The organism is Streptomyces agglomeratus (assembly GCF_001746415.1).
In the GTDB taxonomy this organism is placed as follows: domain Bacteria; phylum Actinomycetota; class Actinomycetes; order Streptomycetales; family Streptomycetaceae; genus Streptomyces; species Streptomyces agglomeratus.
In genome coordinates, this window is sequence record NZ_MEHJ01000001.1 from 3,705,107 (window position 1) to 3,728,654 (window position 23,548).

Consider the following 23,548-nt stretch of genomic DNA (forward strand, 5'->3'; position numbering starts at 1 on the left):
TGTCCCCCTGTCGAACGGATGACCTGGGGGGTGGTGTCACCGGGCCTGGGAGGTGCCGTCGGAGACGCTGATGAGAGGTCCGGCCACCACCCGGTCCGGCGCAATGCCGGACAGCTCGCGGGCGGCAGGTCTGCATAACGTGGATGCGCGCGTACGACACCGAAGCCGAGGCCAGGCAGAGTCAACTCCCTTGGAGGGGTGAGATGTTCGACACCGGCAACGTGGGCGTCTTCCTTGGCATGGACGTCGGCAAGAGCGCCCACCACGGGTACGGGCTCACCCCGGTCGGCAAGAAGGTCTTCGACAAGGCCATGCCCAACAGTGAGCCGAAACTGCGAGCGGTTTTCGACAAACTGATCGCGAAGTTCGGCACCGTGCTGGTGATCGTGGACCAGCCCGCTTCCATCGGCGCCCTCCCGCTCACGGTTGCCCGCGACGCCGGCTGCAAGGTCGCCTACCTGCCCGGACTGGCGATGCGACGGATCGCCGATCTCTACCCGGGTGAGGCCAAGACCGACGCGAAGGACGCCGCGGTCATCGCGGACGCGGCCCGCACCATGCCGCACACCCTGCGCTCGCTCGAACTCACCGACGAGATCACCGCCGAGCTGACCGTGCTCGTCGGCTTCGACCAGGACCTCGCCGCCGAGGCCACCCGCACGTCCAACCGGATACGCGGCCTGCTCACCCAGTTCCACCCCAGCCTGGAGCGCGTCCTGGGCCCCCGCCTCGACCACCAGGCCGTCACCTGGCTCCTGGAGCGTCACGGTTCCCCGGCCGCGCTGCGCAAGGCCGGCCGCCGCAGACTCGTCGAGGTCATCCGGCCCAAGGCCCCGCGCATGGCAGCCCGGCTGATCGACGACGTCTTCGACGCCCTCGACGAACAGACCGTGGTCGTGCCCGGGACCGGCACCCTCGACATCGTGATCCCGTCCCTGGCCCGCTCCCTCGCGGCCGTCCACGAACAGCGCCGGGCCCTGGAAGCCCAGATCAACGCCCTGCTGGAGGCACACCCTCTTTCCCCGGTCCTGACCTCGATGCCCGGCGTCGGCGTCAGGACCGCCGCAGTCCTGCTGGTCACCGTCGGCGACGGCACCAGCTTCCCCTCCGCCGCCCACCTCGCCTCCTACGCCGGCCTCGCCCCGGCCACGAAGTCGTCGGGGACCTCGATCCACGGCGAACACGCGCCCCGAGGCGGAAACCGGCAGCTCAAACGCGCCATGTTCCTCTCCGCCTTCGCCTGCATGAACGCCGATCCCGCCTCCCGCAACTACTACGACCGCCAGCGAGCCCGCGGAAAGACCCACACCCAGGCCCTCCTCCGCCTCGCCCGCCAACGCATCAGCGTCCTGTTCGCCATGCTCCGCGACGGCACCTTCTACGAACCTCGCGAGCCCAGGACCGCCGCCCTCGCCGCATGAACCCCACCCCGACGAATTAACTCAAACCCGGCACGACAGGGTTGACGAAACCCATAGAGGCACCCCCCGGACAGCTGGTCCGGGCGGTGGCCGAGCCGGTCGCCGAGGCCGACCTGGGTGAGGACCCCGCGCGCCCGGTCGCGGTCGACGCGTCGGCCGGCGAGCTTCAGCGGAAGAACGGTGTTCTGCTCGACGGTGAGGGTGGGCAGCAGGTTGTACTGCTGGAAGACGAAACCGATCCGCTGCCGCCGGAACTTCGTCAGCTCCGCCTCGGTGCCGCCGGTCATCTCCTCGCCGTCGACCACGACCTGTCCCGTGTCCGGCCGGTCGAGCCCCGCCGCGCACTGGAGGAGGGTCGACTTCCCGGATCCTGAGGGCCCCATGACGGCGGTAAAGGTCCCGGCGACCAGGCTCAGCGTCACCCGGTCCAGCGCGGTCACCGCGCTGTCCGCCGTCCCGTGGACCTTGCTGACCGATACGAGCCGCAGGGCGTCGGCCGCCCTCGGGGTGCGCGTCGCCCTCGGGGTGCGCGTAGCCCTCGGGGTGCGCGTCGCCTGCTGTGTGCGGCGGAACATTCTCATCACTCCCTCGTGCCGGCACGTGCTGTGCCGTCGGAAATGACGCTACGGACGGGCACGCGCCGTGCCGATGGCCGTACACACCGGGTGCGGGTGTACCTGGGTACACCGTCGGCCGACGCCTTCCGGGGCCTCCGATGCTTGATTTTGTTCGGAACAGGGTTCCTGCGAACACCTATTGACATGTAACTGGCAATCCCGCCAGAGTCGACCCCGCCACTGAAGTGATGCCGGTCACGTATCGAGGAGCGTCTCGTATGCCCGAAATCCCCGCAGTCTCCCGTCGCTTGCTCTTGGGAGGGACGCTGGCTACCGGAGCGTCGCTCGCGGCCGGGATCGGATCGGCCGGCAGCGCGGCGGCGGCGCCCGCCGGTACCGCGCCGGCCGCCGCCGATTCGACCGCCTCCGGTGCGACGCCCGCCCGCAAGCCGGGCCAGAAGTCGATGATCAACGTGCCCTTCGAGGCGTACAAGACCGTCCGCGTCGGTGTGATCGGCCTCGGCAACCGGGGTTCCGGGATGACCACGGGCTGGTCCGTGGTCCCCGGCTGCGTCGTGACCGCCGTCTGCGACATCCGCGCCGACCGCGCCAAGCGCACCGCCGACCAGCTGGTCGCGAAGGGCAAGCCGCGCCCGGCGGAGTTCGGCGGCTCGGCCGACTCGTACACGGAGATGCTCAAGCGCGACGACGTCGATCTCGTGTACATCGCGACACCGTGGGAGTTCCACTACGAACAGGGCAAGGCCGCGCTGCTGGCGGACAAGCACGTCGTCGTCGAGCTGCCCATCGCGACCGAACTGCGCGAGCTGTGGGACCTGGTGGACACCTCGGAGCGCACCCGCAAGAACCTGATGCTGTCCGAGAACTGCAACTACGGCCGCAACGAACTGGCCATGCTCAAGGCCGCGCACGAGGGCCTGTTCGGCGACATCACCAACGGCCACGGCGGCTACCTGCACGACCTGCGCGCGCTGCTCTTCTCCAACACGTACTACACGGACTCCTGGCGCCGCCTCTGGCACACCCGCAGCACCGCGTCCTTCTACGCCATGCACGGCCTCGCCCCCATCGCGGCGGCCATGGACATCAACCGCGGCGACCGCATGACGACACTGAAGGCCACCGCGACCGCGCCGAAGGGCCTCGCCGACTACCGCGAGCGCTTCGTCCCCCGGTCGCACCCGTCGTGGAACGAGACGTACGTCAACGGCGACCTCGTGACCTGCGCGATCGAGACGGCGAAGGGCCGGACCATCCGGGCCGAGCACGACGTGAGTTCGCCCCGCCCCTACAGCCGCATCAACTCCATCGCGGGCACGCGCGGGATCTTCGAGGACTACGCGGGTACGTCGACGACCGGCGGCCGCATCTACGTCGAGCCGGACCACGGCGGCCACTCCTGGCGGGACTTCGACACGTACCGCAAGGAGTTCGACCACTGGCTGTGGAAGAAGATCGGCGACGACGCCGCGAACAACGGCGGGCACGGCGGCATGGATTACGTACTCCAGTGGCGCACGGTGCAGACGATGCGGGCGGGACTGGTACCCGACATCGACGTGTACGACTCGGCGGCCTGGTGTTCGCCGGTCCCGCTGAGCGTCATGTCCCTGGCGAACAAGGGGCGTCCGGTCGCGATACCGGACTTCACGCGCGGTGGCTGGGTCAATCTGCGCTCGGGTCTCGACTCGCGCATGACGGAGATGCCCCCCGTTTCCTGAGCTCCCGGACGCGCAGCTTCCGGACCTGAATCTGAGCGCGAACCCGACCCGGCCCCCCGAACCCGAGCGACAGGAAGAGGAATGAGACCCGGCATGAAATCTGGCGCAGGATCAGGCATGAGACCGGCTCGACTGATCGGTTCGCTGACGGCGGCGATCGCCCTCCTACTCGTCCCGGCGCAGGCCGGCGCGGCCGAACCGCAGGCCCCTGCGGCGGCCAGGACCGAGGTGAGCATCTCGCCCGTGGACCTGGACGGCCCGGTCGTCTCGACGGTGAAGGTGTCCGTGAAGAACGCCGGTCCGCAGCGCCTGCGTTCACTGAAGGTGTCGTTCGCCGGTCCGGCCGGCTGGGCGGTCCAGCCGGCGGTACGCGCCGTCGACGGATCCCTCGCGACGGGCGCGTCGGCCGAGACGACGTTCCGCATCCAGGTCCCGGAGAAGCGGTCCGGATTCGTGATCCGTACGTTCCGGGCGACCGCGACGTACCAGGGCGGAGACGGCGAGGGCACGGCCACCGGCATCCGCACCGAGCGGTCCGGGAGCCCGCAGGCGAACCTGGCGGCGGCGTACAACAATGTGGCGATCACCGACGAGTCCGCGACCGGGGCCGGCGACTACGACGGTGAGGGCAACAGCTTCTCCGCGCAGAAGCTCGCCGCGGTGGGCCTGACGCGAGGGGCAAGGGTCAGCGCCCTCGGCGCCGAGCTGACCTGGCCGGACGTGCCTGCGGGGACGAAGGACAACGTGGCGAGCGGGGGCCAGGCGGTCACGCTGGGCGGCAAGGGCGACAAGCTGGTGTTCCTCGGCTCGGGCGTCACCAGCGCGGCGACGGGCAACGCCACCGTGTACTACACCGACGGGTCCTCCAGTACGGGGACGTTCGGCTTCCCCAATTGGTCGTTCGACCCCGTGACGGCGCACGGCGCGACGCTGGTCAAGTCGACGGACGGCCGGAACCGGCAGGACGGGTACGGCAACGCCACGGTGAAGTACAGCGTCTTCGCCCACTCGGTGGCGCTGGACCCGGCGAAGACGGTGGAGTTCGTGGTCCTGCCCGCGAACGCCAACATCCACATCTTCGCCATGGCGATCGCGCCGTGACCGGGCAGGAATGAATGCCTGCGGCGCTGTTCCCCCCGAGAGGGAGACAGCGCCGCACGCACCCACGGGCCGGCCTCAGACGGTGATCACCTTGATCCCGGCGTCCGTGAGCCGACCCGCCGCCTCCGCCGAGATCGCCGAGTCGGTCACGACCACGTCGATACGGTCCAGACCGCAGATCCGCGCGAACGCCCGCTTGCCCATCTTCGAGGAGTCCGTCACCACGATCACCCGGTGCGAACGCTCCGCGAACAGCCGGCTGATGCTCGCCTCGTCCTCCTGGTGCGCCATGACGCCCAGTTGTGGATCCAGCCCGTCGACGCCGAGTATGACGACGTCCAGCACGACCTCGTTGAGTACGCCCATGGTCAGCGGACCGACCAGTTCGTAGGTCTGCGGCCGTGCCACCCCGCCCGTGACCACGAGCTTGATCTGCGGCCGGACCGTCAGCTCACCCGCGATGTTCAGCGCGTTGGTGACCACGGTCAGCACCGGGCCGCCACCGGGACCGGGACCGCCACCGGCACCGGCACCGCCACCCGAGCCGGGCGCGGAGGCCCGCAGCGCCAGTGCCCGCGCCACCTCGGTCGTGGTCGTACCGCCGTTGAGGCCCACCACGTCCCCGTCCGCGACCAGATCCGCCGCCGCGGCCGCGATCCGCTGCTTCTCGGACGCGTGGCGCGAGGACTTGTAGCGCAGGGGCAGCTCGTACGACACGCCGTGCGCGATCGCCCCGCCCCGCGTCCGTACGAGCATCTGCTGCTCAGCCAGCTCGTCGAGGTCCCTGCGGATCGTCGCGGCCGAGACCTCCAGCGTGGTCGCGGCCTCCTCCACGTCGAGCCTTCCCTCGGCGGCCAGCAGCTCCAGCAGCGCGCTCCACCGCTCATGTTTCGACATGCGGCCGGACTCCTTCACAACGTGGTCTGCATGGACGGCGAGTTCAGCTTGGTGGATACTTCGCCACACGGCGGGCCAGCGCTCGAATCTGCTTGGAACGCCCACCCTTCGAGCAGCTTCAATCATATGGAGTCATCCAATGACCACGATGCCCACGGAGACCACCGCGGATTCCTCCGCCTCCCGCACCGCCGCCGAGATCGCCTCCCAACCTGCCACATGGTCCCAGGCGGCCGGCACGCTCTCCGCCCACACGGCCGCCCTCCCGCGCCGCGGCGAGCGCGTGGCCGTGGTCGGCTGCGGCACCTCGTGGTTCATGGCCCAGGCGTACGCCGCACTGCGCGAAAGCGGCGGCCACGGCGAGACCGACGCCTTCGCCGCCTCGGAGTTCCCGTACCGCTCCGGCTACGACCGCGTCCTGGCCATCACCCGCTCCGGGACCACCACCGAGGTACTGGACGTACTCCACCGCCTGCGGTCCGCCGTACCCACCGGCGCGATCACCGCCGACCCGGCGACGCCGGTGATGCGGGCGGCGGACGCCGTCGCCGTACTGGACTTCGCGGACGAGGAGTCGGTCGTCCAGACCCGCTTCGCCACCACCGTGCTCGCCCTGCTGCGCGCCCACCTGGAGGCGGAAGACGCTCTTCCGACCGGTGTACGTCCACTCTCCGAGGCGATCAAGGACGCCGAGCGCGCGGTCACCGTGCCACTGGCCGCCGAGGTGCTCGGCGCCGAGCAGTTCACCTTCCTCGGCACCGGCTGGACGTACGGGCTCGCGCTGGAAGCCGGACTCAAGATGCGTGAGGCGGCGGGCGCCTGGACCGAGGCGTACCCGGCCATGGAGTACCGCCACGGTCCCATCAGCATCACCGGCCCCGGCCGCGTGGCATGGGTGTTCGGCGCGCTGCCGGACGGCCTGGCCGAGGACATCGCGCGCGTCGGCGGCACGCTGGCCGCCGGGTCCGGGAGCGCGGCCGACGGCGGCCTCGACCCGCTGGCCGACCTGATCCGCGCCCAGCGCCTCGCGGTCGCGCTGGCGGAGTCCCGCGGCTACGACCCGGACAAGCCCCGCAACCTCACCCGGTCCGTGGTCCTGGAGGACAGCCCGGCGTAACCCCCGCCCGCACCCCGCCGCCCCCCTGCTCCCCCACTTCTCCTGCTTCTCCGACTTCTCCTACTCCCCCCAACGGATACGCCGTTCGGTCGCGCCAGCGGTCGCCGTCCCGGACGATCAGGTGCACCGCCGCGATCCGGGAGGTGACCGGCAGGGCGGACGCGCACTCCGTCTCCAGGGCGTCGTACGCGCGCTCCCAGGTCTCGGGACCCTCGTGGTTGGCGACCGTCAGGTGCGGGTCCAGCCCCTCACCGAACAAGCCGCGGTACGGAACCGCTTCGGGCCAGCGCCCGGTGAGTTCCCTGGTGAGCGCCCGTATCGGACCGGCCGGCCGTGGGGCCAGGTAGAGGACGCCCGGATAGCGGGCGAACTCGGCGAACGTCAGGTCGAAGGCGTCGTACGAGCGGAACAGTGCCCGCAGCTCGTGATGGACCCGGCCGTCGATCCGGCTCTCGTGCAGGAAGGGGTAGAGCACGGTGACATGGGCGGGGAATCCGGCCCGGACGAGCGGATCGGCCTCGGGCACCTTGATGGTCAGCGCCGTGTCCCCGGCAACGTCCGGCCACCCCACGCCCTGCCCCCGCTCTCCCGGTGGACGCCAAGAGAACCACAGCCCTCACCGGCCCCACCAAAACGCCTGCGCGGCACCCCACCGAAAGCGCCCCACCGAAACGCCCCGAAGCGCCTCGAAGCGCCTCGAAAACGCTCCTCAAAACGCCTCACCGGCGCGACCGTCGTCGGCCGCGCCGGTGAGGCGGGTCAGCAACCCGTGAGACGGCCGGAAACCCGGAAACCGGTCATGCGGGCCGGACCGGTCATGCGGGCCGGAACCGGAGCGCCGGACCGGCATACCCCGGCTCAGACCCCGATCGGAAACCGCTCCCACACCCGGTGCTGCCCCAGGAGCTGCTTGACCTGCTCCAGCGTGCCCGTGCCGCTGTCACCGGTCACCACACCCGGCGTTCCGACGGGAATCCCCGCGGATTCCAGGACCCTTTCGGCGCCCGCCCAGCCCCCGATGGCCTTGCCGTGCCGGAACGCCTCCAGCAGCAGCAGCTGCACCCGCGGATCGGTCGCCGCACCGGCCGGCGCGACCGCCTCGGCGGCCTTCGCGTCCCGCGCGGCGTACGCGTCACTTCCGATGCCCGGCACACCCGCCACCAGAATGGCGTCGTACTCGACCGAGCGCGCGGTGACGTACGTGCGCTGGACGGCGACCGGCTCGCCGCCGCCTTCGAGCTTGCCGCCCGCCGGTGCGATCACCAGCGGGACCATCCCGGCGTCCAGGACGGCCTCCCGTACCGACCGCACACCGTCCAGGTCGCCGTCGGCGTCGACGAGGATCCCGACGACGCGGCCGTCCAGCGGCCAGGTCTGCCCGAGCTGGGACAGGGCGGGGCTCGGAGCCGGGGTGGTCAGCGAAACGGTGGCCGCCGGCGCCGGAAGGCCGAGGCCCATGGCGACCTGCTCGCACAGTTCGGGGTCGATGTTGGCGAGCACCTTCAGCCCGCGCTCCTTGATGGACTGCTCGTAACACTTCCCGAGTTCGAAGGTGTACGCCGCGATGATGTGCTCGCGCTCGACGGGCGACATGCTGAGCCAGAACAGCCGCGGCTGGCTGAAGTGGTCCGAGAAGGAGGCAGGCGCCTCGCGCACCTTCTTCGCCGCCGGGACCTCCCTGGGCACCTCGATGTAAGCCCCGGTGTCCGCACCCGCCAGGAACGGGCAGCCGCCGTCGAGGGAGTTGGGACGGTACGGAGCCACGCCGGTGTGCACGGCCGTCTGGTGCATGCCGTCGCGGTGCATGTCGTTGACCGGCGCGTGCGTGCGGTTGATCGGGATCTGGGCGAAGTTGGGCCCGCCGAGCCGGCTGATCTGGGTGTCGAGGTACGAGAAGAGCCGGCCGCTGAGCAGCGGGTCGTCCGTGATGTCGATGCCCGGCACGAGATGCCCGGGGTGGAAGGCGACCTGCTCGGTCTCGGCGAAGAAGTTCGACGGGTTGGCGTTGAGCGTCAGCAGCCCGACCGGCCGTACGGGGGCCAGTTCCTCCGGGACGATGTTCGTCGGATCGAGCAGGTCGATGCCCTCGAACGTCTGGTCCGGGGTGTCGGGGAAGGTCTGGATGCCGAGCTCCCACTGCGGGTACGCGCCGGCTTCGATCGCGTCGGCCAGGTCACGGCGGTGGAAGTCGGGGTCCATGCCGTTGACGAGCTGCGCCTCTTCCCACACCAGCGAGTGGACGCCGAGCCTGGGCTTCCAGTGGAACTTCACCAGTGTCGTCGCACCCTCGGCGTTGACCAGCCGGAAGGTGTGGACGCCGAAGCCCTCCATCATCCGGTACGAGCGCGGAATGCCCCGGTCGGACATGTTCCACAGAGTGTGGTGGGTCGCCTCGGTGTGCAGGGTGACGAAGTCCCAGAACGTGTCGTGCGCGCTCTGCGCCTGCGGGATCTCACGATCCGGGTGGGGCTTGCCGGCGTGGATGATGTCGGGGAACTTGACCGCGTCCTGGATGAAGAAGACCGGGATGTTGTTGCCGACCAGGTCGAAGGTGCCCTCGGCCGTGTAGAACTTCGTCGCGAAACCACGCGTGTCCCGCACGGTGTCCGAAGAACCGCGCGAGCCGAGGACCGTCGAGAACCGCGTGAACACCGGCGTCTCGACGTCCTTCGCCAGGAAGGCCGCCTTCGTGACCTTCGCCGCGGTGCCGTAGCCCTTGAAGACCCCGTGCGCCGCCGCACCGCGCGCGTGGACGACCCGCTCCGGGATGCGTTCGTGGTCGAAGTGGGTGATCTTCTCGCGCAGATGATGGTCCTGAAGCAGAACCGGCCCGCGGGCACCGGCCTTCAGGGAGTGATCGGTGTCGTAGAGGCGGGCGCCCTGAGCCGTGGTCAGGTACTCGCCACCCTGTGCCATGTCGGCCTGCGCGGCCCCGGTGGGCCTGCCGGTCGGGCTGACCGTCTCCGGACCGCTCTGGTCGGGCTTGGGAGGCAGCGGGCCCCGGGCGGCGGTCGGCTCGTCGACCGGCGGCGCCTCGGCACCCGGCCTGCCCGGAATGCCGTCCGGCGGACCACCGTCGCCGCGCAGCACCTCGACGGCCTTCTCCGCTGCCGCTTTCACCGGGTTCTTCTCACTCATCTGGTCTCCAAGGGTGTGGGGGCAACGTCACAGCTATGACCCGGACCGCAGAAGGGGAAACTGCGCCCCGGGTCCACGTGACCGCACGTACCAACGCCTGTGACAGCGCCCCGCCGGGTACCCGCCCACCCCGCGCCGAACCAGCGGATCGCACGGCGTACGGAACCCACCGGCGTTTCTCAGCCGCCCGCCAGCACCGCCGCCACCAGCACACCCGCTCCGAGCGCGAAGCAGCCGAGACCCACCCTGATCCACCGGTGCTTGGCGGCGACGATGGCGCTCGCGTCACCGAGCGCGATCACCAGGCCCGCCAGCTCGTCGTCCTCGGTCCCGCGCAGCGCGTCGGTGAGCGCTCCCGAGCGCGCGGCGCGGCGGATGTCGAGGAAGTACGTCAGGGGCAGGCCCGTCCGCCAGGGGCTCGCCCGGTAGCGAGGGACTGTGGCGAAGAGCAGGAAGCCCACCGCCAGCGCCCAGGCCAGCCCGCCGACTCCGCCGAGCCCGCCGAGCGTCCAGCCGGGGCCGCCGGCCGGGGTGACCTCCCGCGCTCCGCTCAGCAGGGCCCCCGCGCACACCCCTATCGCACCGATGAGCACGGACGCCTTGGTGTCGGCCCGGCCGATCTCGACCCGTAACTCGGCCAGCAACCGCTCGGCGGTGCGGACCCCCTTCGTGTCCTGAGGGACGGCAGGAAGGGTGGGGGGCCCGGCCGGGGAACCAGCCGCAGCACCGGCCGGGGAACCAGCCGCAGCACCAGCCGCAGCACCGGCCGGGGAACCAGCCGCAGCACCGGCCGGGGAAGGAGAAGCCGTGCCCGTAGCGTCCGTCATGTCGGGTACCCCCTTGGTGTTCCGGTCGGACTCGTCCGGTCGTCGCGCACGCGCCGCCCGTGGTCACAGCAGGCGCGGGACCACCAGCGCGGCGGCGGCGAGCGTGCCGATCCACAGCGAACCGCGGTGGCCCAGCCGCGCGGCCGCTTCGTGCAGGGCGGTGAGCACCGTGCCCGCGCACCGATGTCCGGCTCCCGTCAGGGCGCACACCGCGTCCCCGTACGTGTAGGCGAAGGCGGCGGCCCGTCCCGTGACCCGCCGCTGGGCCCGGGTCCAGCAGTACTCCGGGAGCAGCAGGCCCACGGCCACCACGTTCAGCGCGTACTCCACTCCGGTGCCCACCTGCGTCAGCAGGGGAGCCGCCACCCACCGGAGCAGAACGTAGAAGGCACCGCCGAGCACGAGGAAGGAAACGACGGTCCGCAGTACCTCGGGGGGCGTGTTCACTCGCGTTCCTCCGACGAGTCCCGTACGGAGTCCTGGCCGGCCTGTCCCCGCTCCAGCTGCTCCCGGTAGACGGGCTGTTTGCGCGTACGGCCCTGGCCCGCGTCGACGAGCCGCGCCTTCACTCCCTCCAGTGCGGCCCTGGCGGTCTCCTCCACCATGTGGTCCTCGACCACGCCGGAGTCGAGCAGCTTCTCGATGATGCGGATCTGGTTCCCGCTCGCCTCCCGCTCGTCGTCACGGATGGCCGAGATGGCGAGCGGGATGTCGCCCGGGTTCTGCGCCAGGTGGGCACCCCAGCGGCCCATCTCGCCCTGCCCCAGCAGCGTCGCGTAGAAGCTGCTTCGCTCCTCCATCACCTCTTGCTCGTTGTGGGTGAGCAGGCGGGTCAGCTCGTGCTCGCTGCGCGTCCGCGTCTTGGTGTAGTCGATGGTGCGCAGCGAGGAGAGCTGGCTCATCGCCTCCTCGTCGAGGCTGAGCCGCAGCTCGCACCGGATCTCCAGGCCCTCGGCGGCGGCCAGCGGTTCGGCCGCGAGCGCCTCCATCACCGCGGCCTCGGCCGCGGCGCTGCTCTCGATGGCGTAACGGCGGCTCTCGCGGCGCATGCGGGTCAGCAGGCGGGGTTCGATCAGCGCGCGCACATCGCGGACCTGCCTCTTCACGATCGCGGCGGGGTCGGTGACCCGCCAGGTCAGGTCGGTCTCCGCGGTGAAGAAGGAGGCGTCTCCCTCACTGGGCAGCCGGTGTTCCAGGGACATGTGCTGTATGCCCATCTCCACCTCGTACAGCGTGCGGAAGTTCTTGCTCACCAACTCCCCGCGGGTGGGCTGCTGATAGGGCAGATACGTCTGCGGCTGCCCGGCCGACGTGAGGAAGACGAGGGCGCGCTCGGCGTACGTCGGCGGCCGGTTGCGGACGTACTCGAAGCGGTGCAGGGTCCGTACCTCGCGTACGGGATCGTTGATGATCGTCGACATTTCCTTCTCCTGCTGTGCGGGTGAGGGGCCGGGTGGCTGCTTTGTGCCGCACCGGCCGGTTCGTGGTCCAGGGCTTCAGAAGGCCGCGCGCGGTGACGGAGGCCCGCTGCGGGGGGCGCCGCCGTGCAGGGCGTCCCGCAGCCGTCCGGCCGCCGGGCCGGGCTGTCCGCCGTCGTCGCAGAGCCGCCGCAGCAGGTAGTCCATCCGGTCCCGGTCGTTGGCGGTCACGACCAGCTCGGGCAGCAGCCTGCTCAGCGCCTCCTCGACGTCCGACACCCCTTCGGGGCCGGCGGCGCCGAACACCGGCCCGTGCCCGGCGGCCCGCGCACCGGGGAACGCCGCCCCGTGGGCGGCTGCCCGGCTGGACGCCGTCTCGGCGGCCCGCACCCAGCGTGCGAACGCACGCCGGGCCTCGTCGCGTACGGTGCGGTCCCCGAACAGCTCCCGCCACAGCACGACCACGTACCGCCGCGCGAGAGGGTCCCGGTCCGCCAGCCACAGGAGACGGGGCCAGGCCGTACCGGCGCCGGGCTCGGCGCGCCGCCGCGCCGTGCCGCGCAGGAACCCCTTGACGGCCAGCTCCCGCAATGGACCGCGGGGGTCCTGCCACTGCCCCAGCCGCTCCAGGACGGTGGTGGCCGCCGGGCCCTGGAGCAGGGCCTCCAGGGTCTGCTCCAGCGCCGCGCCGAGCGCGGCGTCGGGCACCGTCGCGGACGTCGCCATCCGCCCGATGTCGCGCAGCGCCGTGGCCGCGGTGGGACCGCCGAGCAGGGCGTACGTACGCGCTACTGTCCACCGGCGCCCCTGGTCGCTGTGCCCGCTCCAGTTGCTCAGCAGCCGCCTGACCACGGTGTCCATACCGTGTTCCGCCGCGGTGTAGAGCGCCCAGGCGGCGAGCTGCCGTTCCATCAGCGCGGGCGAGGAAGCCCAGCGGCCGAGGAAGCGGTCGAAGGCGTACCCGAAATCGCTTCCCGCCAGCACTCCGGCCGTCACCGCCCCCCGCAGCCGGACCAGCGCCCGCTGGTCCGCCACGAGCGCGTCCAGCCACTCCAGCACCGGGCCCCTGGCAGCGGGGTGGCTGGTCCAGACGTGGCGCAGCACAGCGCTCCAGATGTGGCTGTTCTCGAAGGCGACGACCCGCTCGGCCACCACACCCCACGGTGTGACGGTCTCGTCCTCGAACTCCCGCGCCCGGGCCAGGGCGAGGCGCTCCGACCGGGATGTGCCGAAGGCGGAGCAGCCCGCCGGACGGTCCGGCTCCTCGGCGGCCCGCAGATGTCCGTAGAGGCGGTCACCGAGGTCCGCGACCAGCGGATAGGGCGAACCGTCGAATGCCGCCAGCGAGATCAGGAACGCCTTGTCCCGCAGCTCGACCGCGCCACCGCCGAACCAGGCGTCGACCACGGCCTCGGCGGACGTGCGACCGTACCCGGAGAGCTCCTCGGCTCCGCACCGGCCCTCGGCGTACGCCGCGAGCAGCCGGGCGAAACCGGCGGCTTCCTGCGGCATCGGGCTCGCGCTCAAGTACCGGACGGTTTCGTCCAGTTCCAGCAGCCGCCGTATCCCTGCGGGGTCGGCCGGACCGGACGAGTCCGGCGAGTCCGCCGGGCGCATCAGATGGGCCAGGTGTGCGTGGACGACGTCGGCCGGCCCGGGCGGTTCCCAGTCGTACGCGACGGGGCCGTCCAGGACGGTTCCGGGGGACGCCACGACGACGAAGAGCCCGTTCGAGTCCGCGAGGCGCCGGCGGACGGCGTGCAGGTGGACGTCCCGCAGCGGACCGTCCTCACTGGTGAGCGGATCCATCACGAAGTGCGCCCTGCCCGGCCTGACATGGTCGGCGAACTCGGCAGGTTCCGTACCGGGATCCAGCGCGATCACGTCGGCGTCCTTGGCGACCTGCGTCATCATCCGCAGCGCGGCGGTCCTGCGGCCCGTGCCCCGGCGGCCCCGCAGGACGAGGACGCGCTGGTCGGCGAGGTCGGCGCAGAGTTCGTCGTAGCGCCGGTTCGGCGCAAAGGTCAGCGCGACGCGCTCCAGGTCCGCGGCGGGTACGGGACCGACCGGGCGCAGCCGGGCGGGTCCGTCGACGCCGTGCAGGTGCATGTGCTTGTCCCCGGCGACGACGTCGCCGGACACCCGGGTGTCGCCCATGACGTTGGCGCGGCCGGCCCGTAAGTGGGGTGCGAGGGCGAAAAGCTGCTCGACCGCCTCCCAGGCTTCCGGCGCGGGCTCGTCCTGTGGAGAGGGGGCCGCCTGTTTCGGGTCGTCGCCACCCCGCCCGGGGTCCATGCCCCTGCCCTCGTCGTGGTCCTTGTCCTTGTCCTTGTCCCCGCCGCCCCTGTTCCTGCCCTCACCGAGGCGCGCCTCGTCGTTGTGGTTGTCCTTGTCCCGGTCGCGCTGCCGCTCGTCCCTCGCGTCGCTCAACGTTCCGCCCCTTCCGAAGAACGGTGTCCGCTCCGCCCGGCGGGACCGTCGCCGGCGTACTTGTCGCCCGCGACGGCGTCCCCCTGGATCCGCGCCGACCCGAAGAAGAAGTTGCCGGTCCTCGTGTGCAGGACCGGGCCGGGGCCCGCCTCCGTGGCGTCACCCCGCTCAGGAGCCGACGGCGCGGCCGCGGCGGGCGACGGCGCGGCGGCCGGAGCCGAAGCAGGCTCCCCGGAACGTCCGTCGTCGCGCACGACGGTGGCGTGGTACCAGCCGGTCAGGACGGCGCCTTCCTTGCTGCCGACGGCGAGCGGATGGAAGTACTCGGGCCTGATCCCGTGGTGGGCGTGACGCACCACGCCCTGGTAGACGGCATCCGACACGCACAGAACGCTCGGCTCGGGCGTCGCCCGCAGGGCGTCCCGCAGTTCCGGTGCGTCCAGCAGCCGGAAGGCGTGCACGAGATCGGCACCCACCGCCCCGAACTCGTCCAGCGCCACCTCGCCGGTGTGGACCACGAGCCGGAGCCTGACCTGGGTGCCCGCGGCGGCCAGCCGGTTGTTGCTGACCAGGCGCATCGGGGTCGTCGTCAGCAGGGCGCGGACGAGGGCCGGCTTGGGCACCGAGGGTTCGATGAGGACGAAGACGCCGTCGCCCCTGTCCTCACTGCGATATTCGGTCGGTTCGACGGAGGCCGCCGAAAGGGTCTCGCGCAGGACGGCGTACAACATGCGGCGGATGACGGCCTGTTCGTTGTCGAGCCGGCCTCCCGACCCCTCGATGTCCATGAGCAGAATGGTCTTGTTGGTCGGTTCCGCCATCGCTTCTCCTCGGGTGTGCGCCGGGCCGGCCGTGCGGTCGGCGTCAGGGGCTGCCGGGCTCGGGGCCGGCCACCTGCCGTGCGGTTCGTGCACCGCGCCGGCGGGTCTGTCACTCAGGGTTCACCGGCGCGGCTCGCTCGGGGAGGACCGTTGCCACACGCGGAAAGTGACGGATTACGCAGAACCGCCGATGCGCCGCAGAACCTCCGGCCGCACCACGACGAGGGACCGCCGCCGTGTCGTCACGACCCCCCGCTCCCGCAGTTCGCTCAGGAGGCGCGTGACCGCCTCCCGCGACGCGCCGACCGATCCGGCCAACTCCTGCTGGGTCAGCGGCACCCGTACGAGAATTCCCTCCGGCACCCGCTCGCCGTGCCACTCGGCCAGCTCCAGCAGCAGCCGGGCCAGCCGCTCCTTCACTCCGCACGCGCCGAGTTCGAGACGTTTGCGGTCACCGGCGCGCATCCGGTCGGTGATCAGGGCCATGAGCTTGCGCGCCGCCACCGGCTGGGCATCGAGGAAGGCCGTGAAGCGCTCCGCCGCGACGACCACCGCCCTGACCGGCTCCAGCGCCGTCAGGGACGCGGAACGAGACGTACCGTGGAGCGCCGCGCTCTCGCCCACGATGTCTCCCGGCCCACGCAGCGCGAGCAGGGCCTCATGACCGTTCTGGGAGCCGTCGGTCACCTTCAGCCAGCCGTCGAGAACCAGCAGGACGTGGGTGGAGGGCTCTCCCTTGCGGAGTACGACGGCGCGCGCCGGATAGCGCAGCTCCGTGCCCGCTGCCAGCAGCGCCTTCCGGCTTTCCTCGGCCAGCCGGGCGAGGTAGGGGACGCGGTCGTCCACCAGAACCGGCCCGGCGGCCCCGCCGGGCACCTGCGGGTCCCCTTGTGCCGCGCTCTCGGCAGCGCTTTCCACAGCAGTTCCTTCCCCCCGACCGGCAACCGCACAGCGCGCCCCCACCCCCGCCCGCCGGCCCTGGGCGTCCGGCGGAAGGCGTCCTCGGAGCGTCCGGGACCCATGGGTTCGTCGAGCCCCGCCGATTCTGGCGCAAGCAGACGGCCGCGGGGGCTGTTTCCAGACATCACGCGCGGACAGCCGCTCCCGGGAATAGCAAAAGCCCCAGGTCACGGCGAGTGAGGCCTGAGGCTTCTACAGAGCCGCCTTCGGGATTCGAACCCGAGACCTACGCATTACGAGTGCGTTGCTCTGGCCAACTGAGCTAAGGCGGCGCCGCTGCCGACACCATGGTGCGATCAGCAGCGGGCACAAGTCTACACAGTTTCGAGGGGTGCTCCGCACAGCCCTTCGGAACGGGCGTTCGCGCAGGTCAGGTGCACTTCTTGCCGGGCTTCGGAGGCGTGCCCTCCAGGAGGTAGGTGTTGATCGCCGTGTCGATGCAGTCGCTGCCGCGGCCGTACGCGGTGTGGCCGTCGCCGTCGTACGTCAGTAGCGTGCCGGAGTCCAGCTGGCCGGCCAGGGACAGGGCCCACTTGTACGGGGTCGCCGGGTCGCGGGTGGTGCCGACCACGACGATGGGCGCGGCGCCCTTCGCCTCGATGCGGTGCGGGGCGCCGGTGGCCTTCGTCGGCCAGTAGCCGCAGTTCAGCGAGGCCCAGGCGAGGCCCTCGCCGAAGACCGGGGACGCCTTCTCGAAGTCCGGGAGCTGTGTGCGGACGTCGTCGGGGCCGGTGAAGGCCGGGGGGAGGTCCAGGCAGTTCACGGCGGCGTTCGCGTACATCAGGTTCTGGTAACTGCCGTCGTCGGAGCGCTCGTAGTACGTGTCGGCCAGCGCCAGCAGGGCCGCGCCGTCGCCGCCCATCGCGCGGGTGAGGCCGCCGCGCAGCTCCGTCCAGGCGGACTCGTCGTACATCGCCGCGATCACGCCGGTGGTCGCGAGGGACTCGCCGAGGCGGCGGCTCTGGCCGGTGCGGACGGGCTTGGCGTCGAGCTGGTCGAAGAATGCCTTGAGACGCTTGCCCGCCTGGTTCGGCGTACCGGTGCCCAGCGGGCAGTCCTTGCGCTTGACGCAGTCCGCGGCGAACGCCTGGAAGGCGGTTTCGAAGCCGGCCGTCTGGTCGCGGCTCATCTCGCGGGACGGCAGGGACGGGTCCATCGCGCCGTCGAGCACGAGACGGCCGGAGCGGCCGGGGAAGAGTTCGGCGTACGTCGCCCCCAGGAACGTGCCGTACGAGGCCCCGACGTAGCTCAGCTTCCTGTCGCCCAGCACCGCCCGCAGGATGTCCATGTCGCGGGCCGCCTCGACCGTCGAGACGTGCGGCAGGATCGCGGCCGAGCGCTTCTCGCAGCCGGCCGCGAAGCCCTTGAACGCGGTGACCAGCTTTCCGGTCTCGCCCCGGTCGTCGGGGGTCTGGTCGACCTGCGTGTACGCGTCCATCTCCTTGCCCGTCAGGCACTGCACGGGCTCGCTGCGGGACACCCCGCGCGGGTCGACCGCCACCATGTCGTAGCGCGCGCGGACCGGCGCCGGGTACCCGATCGCGGCGTACGCCTGGAGGTATCCGACCGCGGAGCCGCCCGGACCGCCCGGATTGACCAGCAGGGAACCGAGACGCTTACCGGGGCCGGTGGCCTTCATCCGCGAAACGGCCAGCTTGATGTCGGCCCTCTCCGGCTTCTTGTAGTCGAGCGGGGCCTTCATCGTGGCGCACTGGAAGCCGGGGGCACCGCACTCGCGCCAGCTGAGCTTCTGCGCGTAGTACGTCTTGAGGGCGGCCGGGACCGCCGGCTGCGCCGCGGACGCCGAGGCACTTGGCGACGTACCTCCCGACGAGCAGCCGGAGATGAGCAGCCCGGCTGTCGCGAGGGCGGTGGCGGAGATCCGGATCAGGTGCCTGGTGTCCATGCCCGGAGCGTAGTGCGGCGATGACGGATCGTGCGGAGACCGGCTCGTACGAGTGATCCGGTCAACCGTGACACCGAGGACCGGCCCCTCGGGTGAACCGGCGGACCGGCGCTCGCCGGCGGACGACCGGCCCGGCTGCTGAACGGCCCGTTCAGCCGGCGCGCAGGGCCACCGTCATGGCCTCCACCGCGAGCAGCGGTGCGACATTGCGGTCCAGGGCCTGCCGGCAGGCGATGATCGCCTCTATCCGGCGCAGGGTGCACTCGGGCGTCGAACTCTGCGCGATGCGGTCGAGGGAGTCCCGTACGTCCTCGTTGGCCAGGGCGACCCGGGAGCCGAGCTGGAGAGCGAGTACGTCGCGGTAGAAGCCGGTGAGGTCGGTGAGCGCGAGGTCGAGGCTGTCGCGCTGGGTACGGGTCGAGCGGCGCTTCTGGCGGTCGGCCAGCTCCTTCATCGCGCCCGCCGTGCCGCGCGGCATCCGGCCGCCGGACGCCGCCCCGAGGGCCGCCTTCAGGTCGTCCGTCTCCTTGACGTCGATCTCCTCGGCGACCTGCTTGGCGTCCTCGCCGGCCGCGTCGACCAGCTCCTGGGCCGCCTTGAGGCAGCCACCGATGTCCGCCACGCGCAGCGGCAGCTTGAGGACGACGGCGCGGCGAGCCCGCGCACGCTCGTCGGTGGCGAGCCGGCGGGCCCGGCCGATGTGGCCCTGCGTGGCGCGGGCGGCGGTCGCCGCGGTCGCGGGGTCGATTCCGTCGCGCCGTACGAGCACGTCGGCGACGGCCTCGACGGAAGGGGTGCTGAGGGTGAGGTGGCGGCAGCGCGAACGGATGGTCGGGAGCACGTCCTCCAGCGACGGCGCGCACAGCAGCCAGACCGTGCGGGGAGCGGGCTCCTCGATGGCCTTCAGCAGTACGTTGCCCGCGCCTTCGGTGAGGCGGTCGGCGTCCTCCAGGACGATGACCTGCCAGCGCCCGCCCGCCGGGGAGAGCTGGGCCCGCCGGACGAGCTCGCGGGTGTCCTTGACGCCGATGGAGAGCTGGTCGGTACGGACGATCTCCACATCGGCGTGCGTGCCGACCAGACTCGTATGACAACCGTCACAGAACCCGCAGCCGGGAGCTCCGCCGAGGGCCCGGTCCGGGCTGACGCACTGCAACGCGGCGGCGAACGCCCGGGCGGCGGTGGACCTTCCGGACCCCGGCGGCCCGGTGAAGAGCCAGGCGTGGGTCATCTTGGAGGCGGCGGGGGCGAGCGTGGCCCCGGACCGGTCCGCGACCGCGGTCACGAGCGCGTCGGCGTCCCGGGCGGCGGCGGCCAGCTGTGCCTGAACCCGCCCCTGCCCGACCAGGTCGTCCCATACGGCCATGGTGCTACCGCCTTCACCGTGCGCTTGCGCTGCGTAGGTCTGCGTTCCCACGTCGCATGTTGCTTGTGCTGCTTGCGTTGCTTGTATTGCTTGTGCTGCTTGCGCTGCTTGTGTTCTTGAACCCTTGGCTCCCGACCGTCCCCATTGTGGTCGACCCCACTGACATTCCCGACCCGTGGCCCACAGCCGCCCGGTGAACCGGGTGACCTGAGGTGCCGGTCGGGGCCGGGGTGCCTCCCCAGGTCCATCAGCCCGTCGGGTGGGGGAACAAGCCCCTCCGGGCCGAGCGGCCCGGCCGCACTCCCGTGCCCCGCGCCGCCCAGGTGGTGGCGAGCCGGGGCCATGCCGCCCCGTCACCGCCCGCCGCGCTGCGGCCGGTACCGAGCCGGGCCGGGGCCGGAGCGTTCGCTCCGGCCCCGGCCCTCCCCAGGCACCGTCTTTGCCTACCGGCGTCCGCCCCGGCCCCGCCTGCCGTCGGCCTCGCCGTTGGTGTCGTCCGCGTCGCGGCCGCCCAGCAGCTCGTCCGCCAGCGACGGGAGATCGTCGAGCGGTGTCTCCTCCGCCCAGTCGGACCGCCGGCGTGCCGCTCGCGCGTTCTGGCCCGAGGTGGAGTGCGCGGCTTCCGGGTCCAGCCACGGCAGCTCGCGCGTACGGTCGTTGCCGCCGTCGCCCGCCTGACCCGCGTCACCCGACTCGGTCCGCTCGTCCCGGAAGAAGCCCGGCGGCACCCGGTCCGACGGCTCGTCCCGTACGGGCGGCAGCACAGCCGTCTCCTCCGCAGGAGCCACGCCCCGCTCGGCGTCCCGTACCGGCCGCAGCACAGCCGTCTCCTCCGCAGGAGCCACGTCCCGCTCGGCGTCCCGCACCGGCCGCAGCACGGTCGTGTCGTCGCCCGCCGCGGCCCCCGTCCCCGCGTCCCGCACCCGCGGCATCACCGTCGTCTCGTCCGCGGGACGTTCCGGAGCCGGCGGCTCCTCCTTGCGCATGTCGATACGCGGCCTCTCCACCGTCTGCGTCACCTCGTCCGGACGCACGACCGGCGTGGGCACAGTGAGATCGGCGTCGGAGGCCGGGGCCCGGTCCGGGGCCGGCTCGGGCTCCGCCGCAGCCGCGGCCGCCGAAGCCGCCGCCGATGCGGCCGCCGCCGACTCCGCGAGCCTGCGCGCCTCCTCCGCCCGCAGCAGCGCCTCCTCGGCCCTGCGCTGCTTCTCGCGGCGGCGTTCCTCCGCCTCCGCCCGCAGCCGGGCCTCCTCGGCGGCCTGCCTGCGCAGCCGTTCCTGCTCGGCGGCCCGGGCCTTCTCCTCGGCCTCGCGGCGCTGCCGCTCCTCCTCCGCGAGTCGGCGCGCCTCCTCGGCCCGGCGACGAGCCTCCTCCGCCTGCCGTTCGGCCTCGCGCTGCCGCGCCTCCTCGATCTCGCGGCGCTTGCGCTCCTCCTCCTCGGCGCGGAGCTTCGCGAGCTGTTCCTGCCGCTCGCGTTCCAGCCGCTCCTCCTCGGCCTTGCGCGCGGCCTCCTCCTCGGCCTTGCGCCGCGCCTCCTCCTCGGCGGCCTTCCGCGCCTCCTCCCGCGCCTTGATCTCGGCGTCGGAGAGGGGCAGCATCCGGTCCAGCCGGTGGCGTACGACCGTGGTGACCGATTCCGGGTCCTGACCGGCGTCCACCACCAGGTAGCGCCCGGGATCGGCGGCCGCCAGCGTCAGGAAGCCGTGCCGCACGCGCGCGTGGAACTCCGGCGGCTCGGACTCCAGCCGGTCCGGCGCCTCCGTGAACCGCTCGCGCGCGGTCTCCGGCGAGACGTCGAGCAGAACCGTCAAATGCGGTACGAGCCCGTCCGTCGCCCAGCGCGAGATGCGGGCGATCTCCGTCGGCGAGAGGTCGCGCCCGGCGCCCTGGTAGGCCACGGACGAGTCGACGTACCGGTCGGTGATGACGACAGCGCCGCGTTCCAGCGCCGGACGTACGACGGAGTCGACGTGCTCAGCGCGGTCGGCGGCGTACAGCAGCGCCTCGGCTCGGTTCGACAGCCCCGCGCTCGACACGTCCAGCAGGATCGAACGCAGCCGCTTGCCGATCGGTGTGGCGCCCGGCTCGCGGGTGACGACGACCTCGTGGCCCTTGTTGCGGATCCACTCGGCGAGCGCTTCGACCTGGGTCGACTTGCCCGCGCCGTCGCCGCCCTCCATCGCGATGAAGAAGCCGGTCGCGGCGGGCGCCTGGTCGGGCTCACCGCCCCGCAGCGCCTCGCGCAGGTCGCGGCGCAGCGGGACGCCCTGGCGGTCGTCCGCCTTGGCGAGTACGAGCGCGGCCAGCGGCAGCAGCAGCGCGCCGACCAGCATCAGCGTGAAGGCCGCGCCGCCGTGGGCGAACACGAAGCTGCCGTTGGCCAGGCGGTGCGGCCCGATCGCCGCGGCGAGCACCGGGGCCACGACCGCGCCGAGGGCCAGGTAGACCCGTACGACGGCGTGGAGGTGCTCCGTGGTGCGCGCCCGCCGGTAGTCCTCGGTCTCCTGGTCGAGCAGCGTGTGCCCGGTGTTGGCGGCGACCCCCGCCGAGATACCGGCGAGGAGAGTGATCATGATGACGGTCGCCGTGTCGGGCACCAGGCCCATGGCAAGCAGCGCGACGCCGGTGACGGCGATCGCGAGCGACAGCAGGCGCCGCCGCGACAGCGTGGGCAGCACCTTCTGCGCGCCGCGGATGCCGATCACCGTTCCGCCCGTCAGGGTGAGGAACAGCAGCGCGAAGGTGACGGGGCCGCCGCCGAGGTCCTTCGCGTGCAGGACGGCGACGGCCGCCGCGGCGGCGATCGCACCGGCGACCGAGGCGCAGGCCACGACGAGCAGCCGGATCGCGCCCGTACGTCCCTTGTCGACGCCCGAACCCGTCTTCGGACGGCGCAGGCCCTCCAGCGGGGAGCGCGCGCGGGGCGTCTGGCTGCCGGGCAGCTCCAGGAAGTACAGGGTGGACACGGAGGCGGCGAAGAGACCGGCGGCTACGTACGACCCGAGGGCCGCCTGATGCTGCGAGAACCAGTCGATGCCGGAGCCGAGCAGATTGCCGACCAGTGTCGCTCCCAGCAGCACGGCGGCAGCCGCGGGCAGGGCGACGAAGCTCGTACGCAGCGAAAGCCGGCGCAGCGCGTCCAGGTGGTCGGGCAGCGGCCGGACGGTGGCGCCCTCCGGGGGCGGCGCGGGCAGCAGCGCGGGGGCGGCGCCCTCCTTGGCGACCGTCCAGAAGCGCTCGGCGACACCCGCGACGAAGACGGTGATCAGGAGTACGGCCTGGGCCTTGTCCGGAATCCAGTCGATCCACAGCGGTGCGACGACGAGGAGGGCCAGCCTCAGCCCGTCGGCGCCGATCATTGTCCAGCGGCGGTCGAGGGGCCCCGATGGCCCGGTCAGTGTGGAAACCGGTCCCAGGAGCAGGGCTCCGAAGATGAAGGTGGCAAGGATCCGAGCCCCGAGGACGGCGGCGACCGCGAAGGCCGCACCGCGATAACCACCGCCGAACGACCCTTCCGAGATCGCCACCTGAAGCGACAGCAACAGCAACACGAGAAGGGCGAGGGCGTCGCCGGTATTGCCGACGAGCTGTGCGCTCCACAACCGCTTGAGCGGGGGAATGCGCAGCAGGGCTCGTACGGCTCGCTCGCGTGAGTCTGCGGCTAGTGCGTCGGAGGTGGGGCTCACGACCGTTGGCTGCTCGGCTCGCGTCATCCGCCCAGCCTATCCGGACCCCGCCGGTCCCTGGAGGCCCCGCCCGAACAAACGTCTGCTCACAGGCCCTCCGACCCCTCACACGGGAACAGCCCCGGCACCGAAAGGGCGCCGGGGCTGTGAACCTTCTGTGA

16 protein-coding genes, 1 tRNA gene and 1 pseudogene are annotated in these 23,548 nt (G+C 72.0%); 4 read left to right on the top strand and 14 right to left on the bottom strand.

The features are described from left to right. The first annotated feature begins 203 nt into the window (after positions 1–203). The gene (locus AS594_RS15995; protein ID WP_069931975.1) at positions 204–1,421 is read left to right on the top strand and encodes an IS110 family RNA-guided transposase; all 1,218 of its coding nucleotides are present in this window, start codon (positions 204–206) and stop codon (positions 1,419–1,421) included. Between the two features lie 62 nt (positions 1,422–1,483). Here the strand turns inward: AS594_RS15995 and AS594_RS16000 are convergent. Next, positions 1,484–2,002 (bottom strand): annotated as a pseudogene (locus AS594_RS16000) (ABC transporter ATP-binding protein); the annotation flags it as partial. A 254-nt stretch (positions 2,003–2,256) separates the two neighbouring features. On the opposite strand from AS594_RS16000, the gene AS594_RS16005 reads away from it, so the two are divergent. After that, a complete protein-coding gene (locus AS594_RS16005; RefSeq protein WP_069932794.1) occupies positions 2,257–3,720 on the top strand; it encodes a Gfo/Idh/MocA family protein in 1,464 nt (487 codons plus the stop codon). 117 nt (positions 3,721–3,837) lie between these two features. Beyond that, entirely contained in the window at positions 3,838–4,821 is a 984-nt protein-coding gene (locus AS594_RS16010) for an NEW3 domain-containing protein (RefSeq protein WP_069932793.1), read from the top strand. Between the two features lie 75 nt (positions 4,822–4,896). Here AS594_RS16010 and AS594_RS16015 read toward each other — a convergent pair whose 3' ends face one another. After that, positions 4,897–5,718: a DeoR/GlpR family DNA-binding transcription regulator gene (locus tag AS594_RS16015; RefSeq protein WP_069932792.1), complete on the bottom strand. Its 822-nt coding sequence runs from the start codon at positions 5,716–5,718 to the stop codon at positions 4,897–4,899. 139 nt (positions 5,719–5,857) lie between these two features. Here AS594_RS16015 and AS594_RS16020 point away from each other — a divergent pair, with 139 nt between their 5' ends. After that, positions 5,858–6,835, top strand: coding sequence for an SIS domain-containing protein (locus tag AS594_RS16020; RefSeq protein ID WP_240509022.1), 978 nt, complete (start codon positions 5,858–5,860; stop codon positions 6,833–6,835). Here the strand turns inward: AS594_RS16020 and AS594_RS16025 are convergent. From AS594_RS16025 to tmk, 12 genes are all read right to left on the bottom strand, one after another. Further along, entirely contained in the window at positions 6,798–7,406 is a 609-nt protein-coding gene (locus tag AS594_RS16025; RefSeq protein ID WP_240509023.1) for a 2'-5' RNA ligase family protein, read from the bottom strand. The genes AS594_RS16020 and AS594_RS16025 overlap by 38 nt on opposite strands. A gap of 287 nt (positions 7,407–7,693) precedes the next feature. Continuing rightward, a complete protein-coding gene (locus tag AS594_RS16030) occupies positions 7,694–9,973 on the bottom strand; it encodes a catalase (RefSeq protein ID WP_069932790.1) in 2,280 nt (759 codons plus the stop codon). A 179-nt stretch (positions 9,974–10,152) separates the two neighbouring features. Then, complete coding sequence (locus tag AS594_RS16035) at positions 10,153–10,800, bottom strand: Pycsar system effector family protein (protein ID WP_240509024.1); 648 nt, start codon at positions 10,798–10,800, stop codon at positions 10,153–10,155. Positions 10,801–10,863: 63 nt separating this feature from the next. After that, positions 10,864–11,247: a hypothetical protein gene (locus AS594_RS16040; RefSeq protein ID WP_069927681.1), complete on the bottom strand. Its 384-nt coding sequence runs from the start codon at positions 11,245–11,247 to the stop codon at positions 10,864–10,866. After that, the gene (locus AS594_RS16045) at positions 11,244–12,221 is read right to left on the bottom strand and encodes a hypothetical protein (protein ID WP_069927682.1); all 978 of its coding nucleotides are present in this window, start codon (positions 12,219–12,221) and stop codon (positions 11,244–11,246) included. Before AS594_RS16045 ends, AS594_RS16040 begins: the two co-directional genes overlap by 4 nt. Positions 12,222–12,296: 75 nt before the next feature. Then, complete coding sequence (locus tag AS594_RS16050; protein WP_069927683.1) at positions 12,297–14,648, bottom strand: hypothetical protein; 2,352 nt, start codon at positions 14,646–14,648, stop codon at positions 12,297–12,299. Then, a complete protein-coding gene (locus AS594_RS16055) occupies positions 14,645–15,469 on the bottom strand; it encodes a hypothetical protein (RefSeq protein ID WP_069927684.1) in 825 nt (274 codons plus the stop codon). The genes AS594_RS16050 and AS594_RS16055 overlap by 4 nt, the downstream gene beginning before the upstream one ends. A 174-nt stretch (positions 15,470–15,643) precedes the next feature. Next, entirely contained in the window at positions 15,644–16,345 is a 702-nt protein-coding gene (locus AS594_RS16060) for a Crp/Fnr family transcriptional regulator (protein WP_069930547.1), read from the bottom strand. A 282-nt stretch (positions 16,346–16,627) separates the two neighbouring features. Continuing rightward, positions 16,628–16,701: transfer RNA gene (locus AS594_RS16065), tRNA-Thr, on the bottom strand. Between the two features lie 98 nt (positions 16,702–16,799). Further along, on the bottom strand, positions 16,800–18,335 hold the full coding sequence (locus AS594_RS16070) for an alpha/beta hydrolase (RefSeq protein WP_069927685.1): 1,536 nt from the start codon (positions 18,333–18,335) through the stop codon (positions 16,800–16,802). A 151-nt stretch (positions 18,336–18,486) separates the two neighbouring features. Then, positions 18,487–19,701, bottom strand: a complete 1,215-nt coding sequence (locus AS594_RS16075; RefSeq protein WP_069927686.1) for a DNA polymerase III subunit delta' — start codon at positions 19,699–19,701, stop codon at positions 18,487–18,489. A gap of 443 nt (positions 19,702–20,144) precedes the next feature. Continuing rightward, a complete protein-coding gene (gene tmk / locus AS594_RS16080; RefSeq protein ID WP_069932788.1) occupies positions 20,145–23,414 on the bottom strand; it encodes a dTMP kinase in 3,270 nt (1,089 codons plus the stop codon). Positions 23,415–23,548 lie beyond the last annotated feature (134 nt).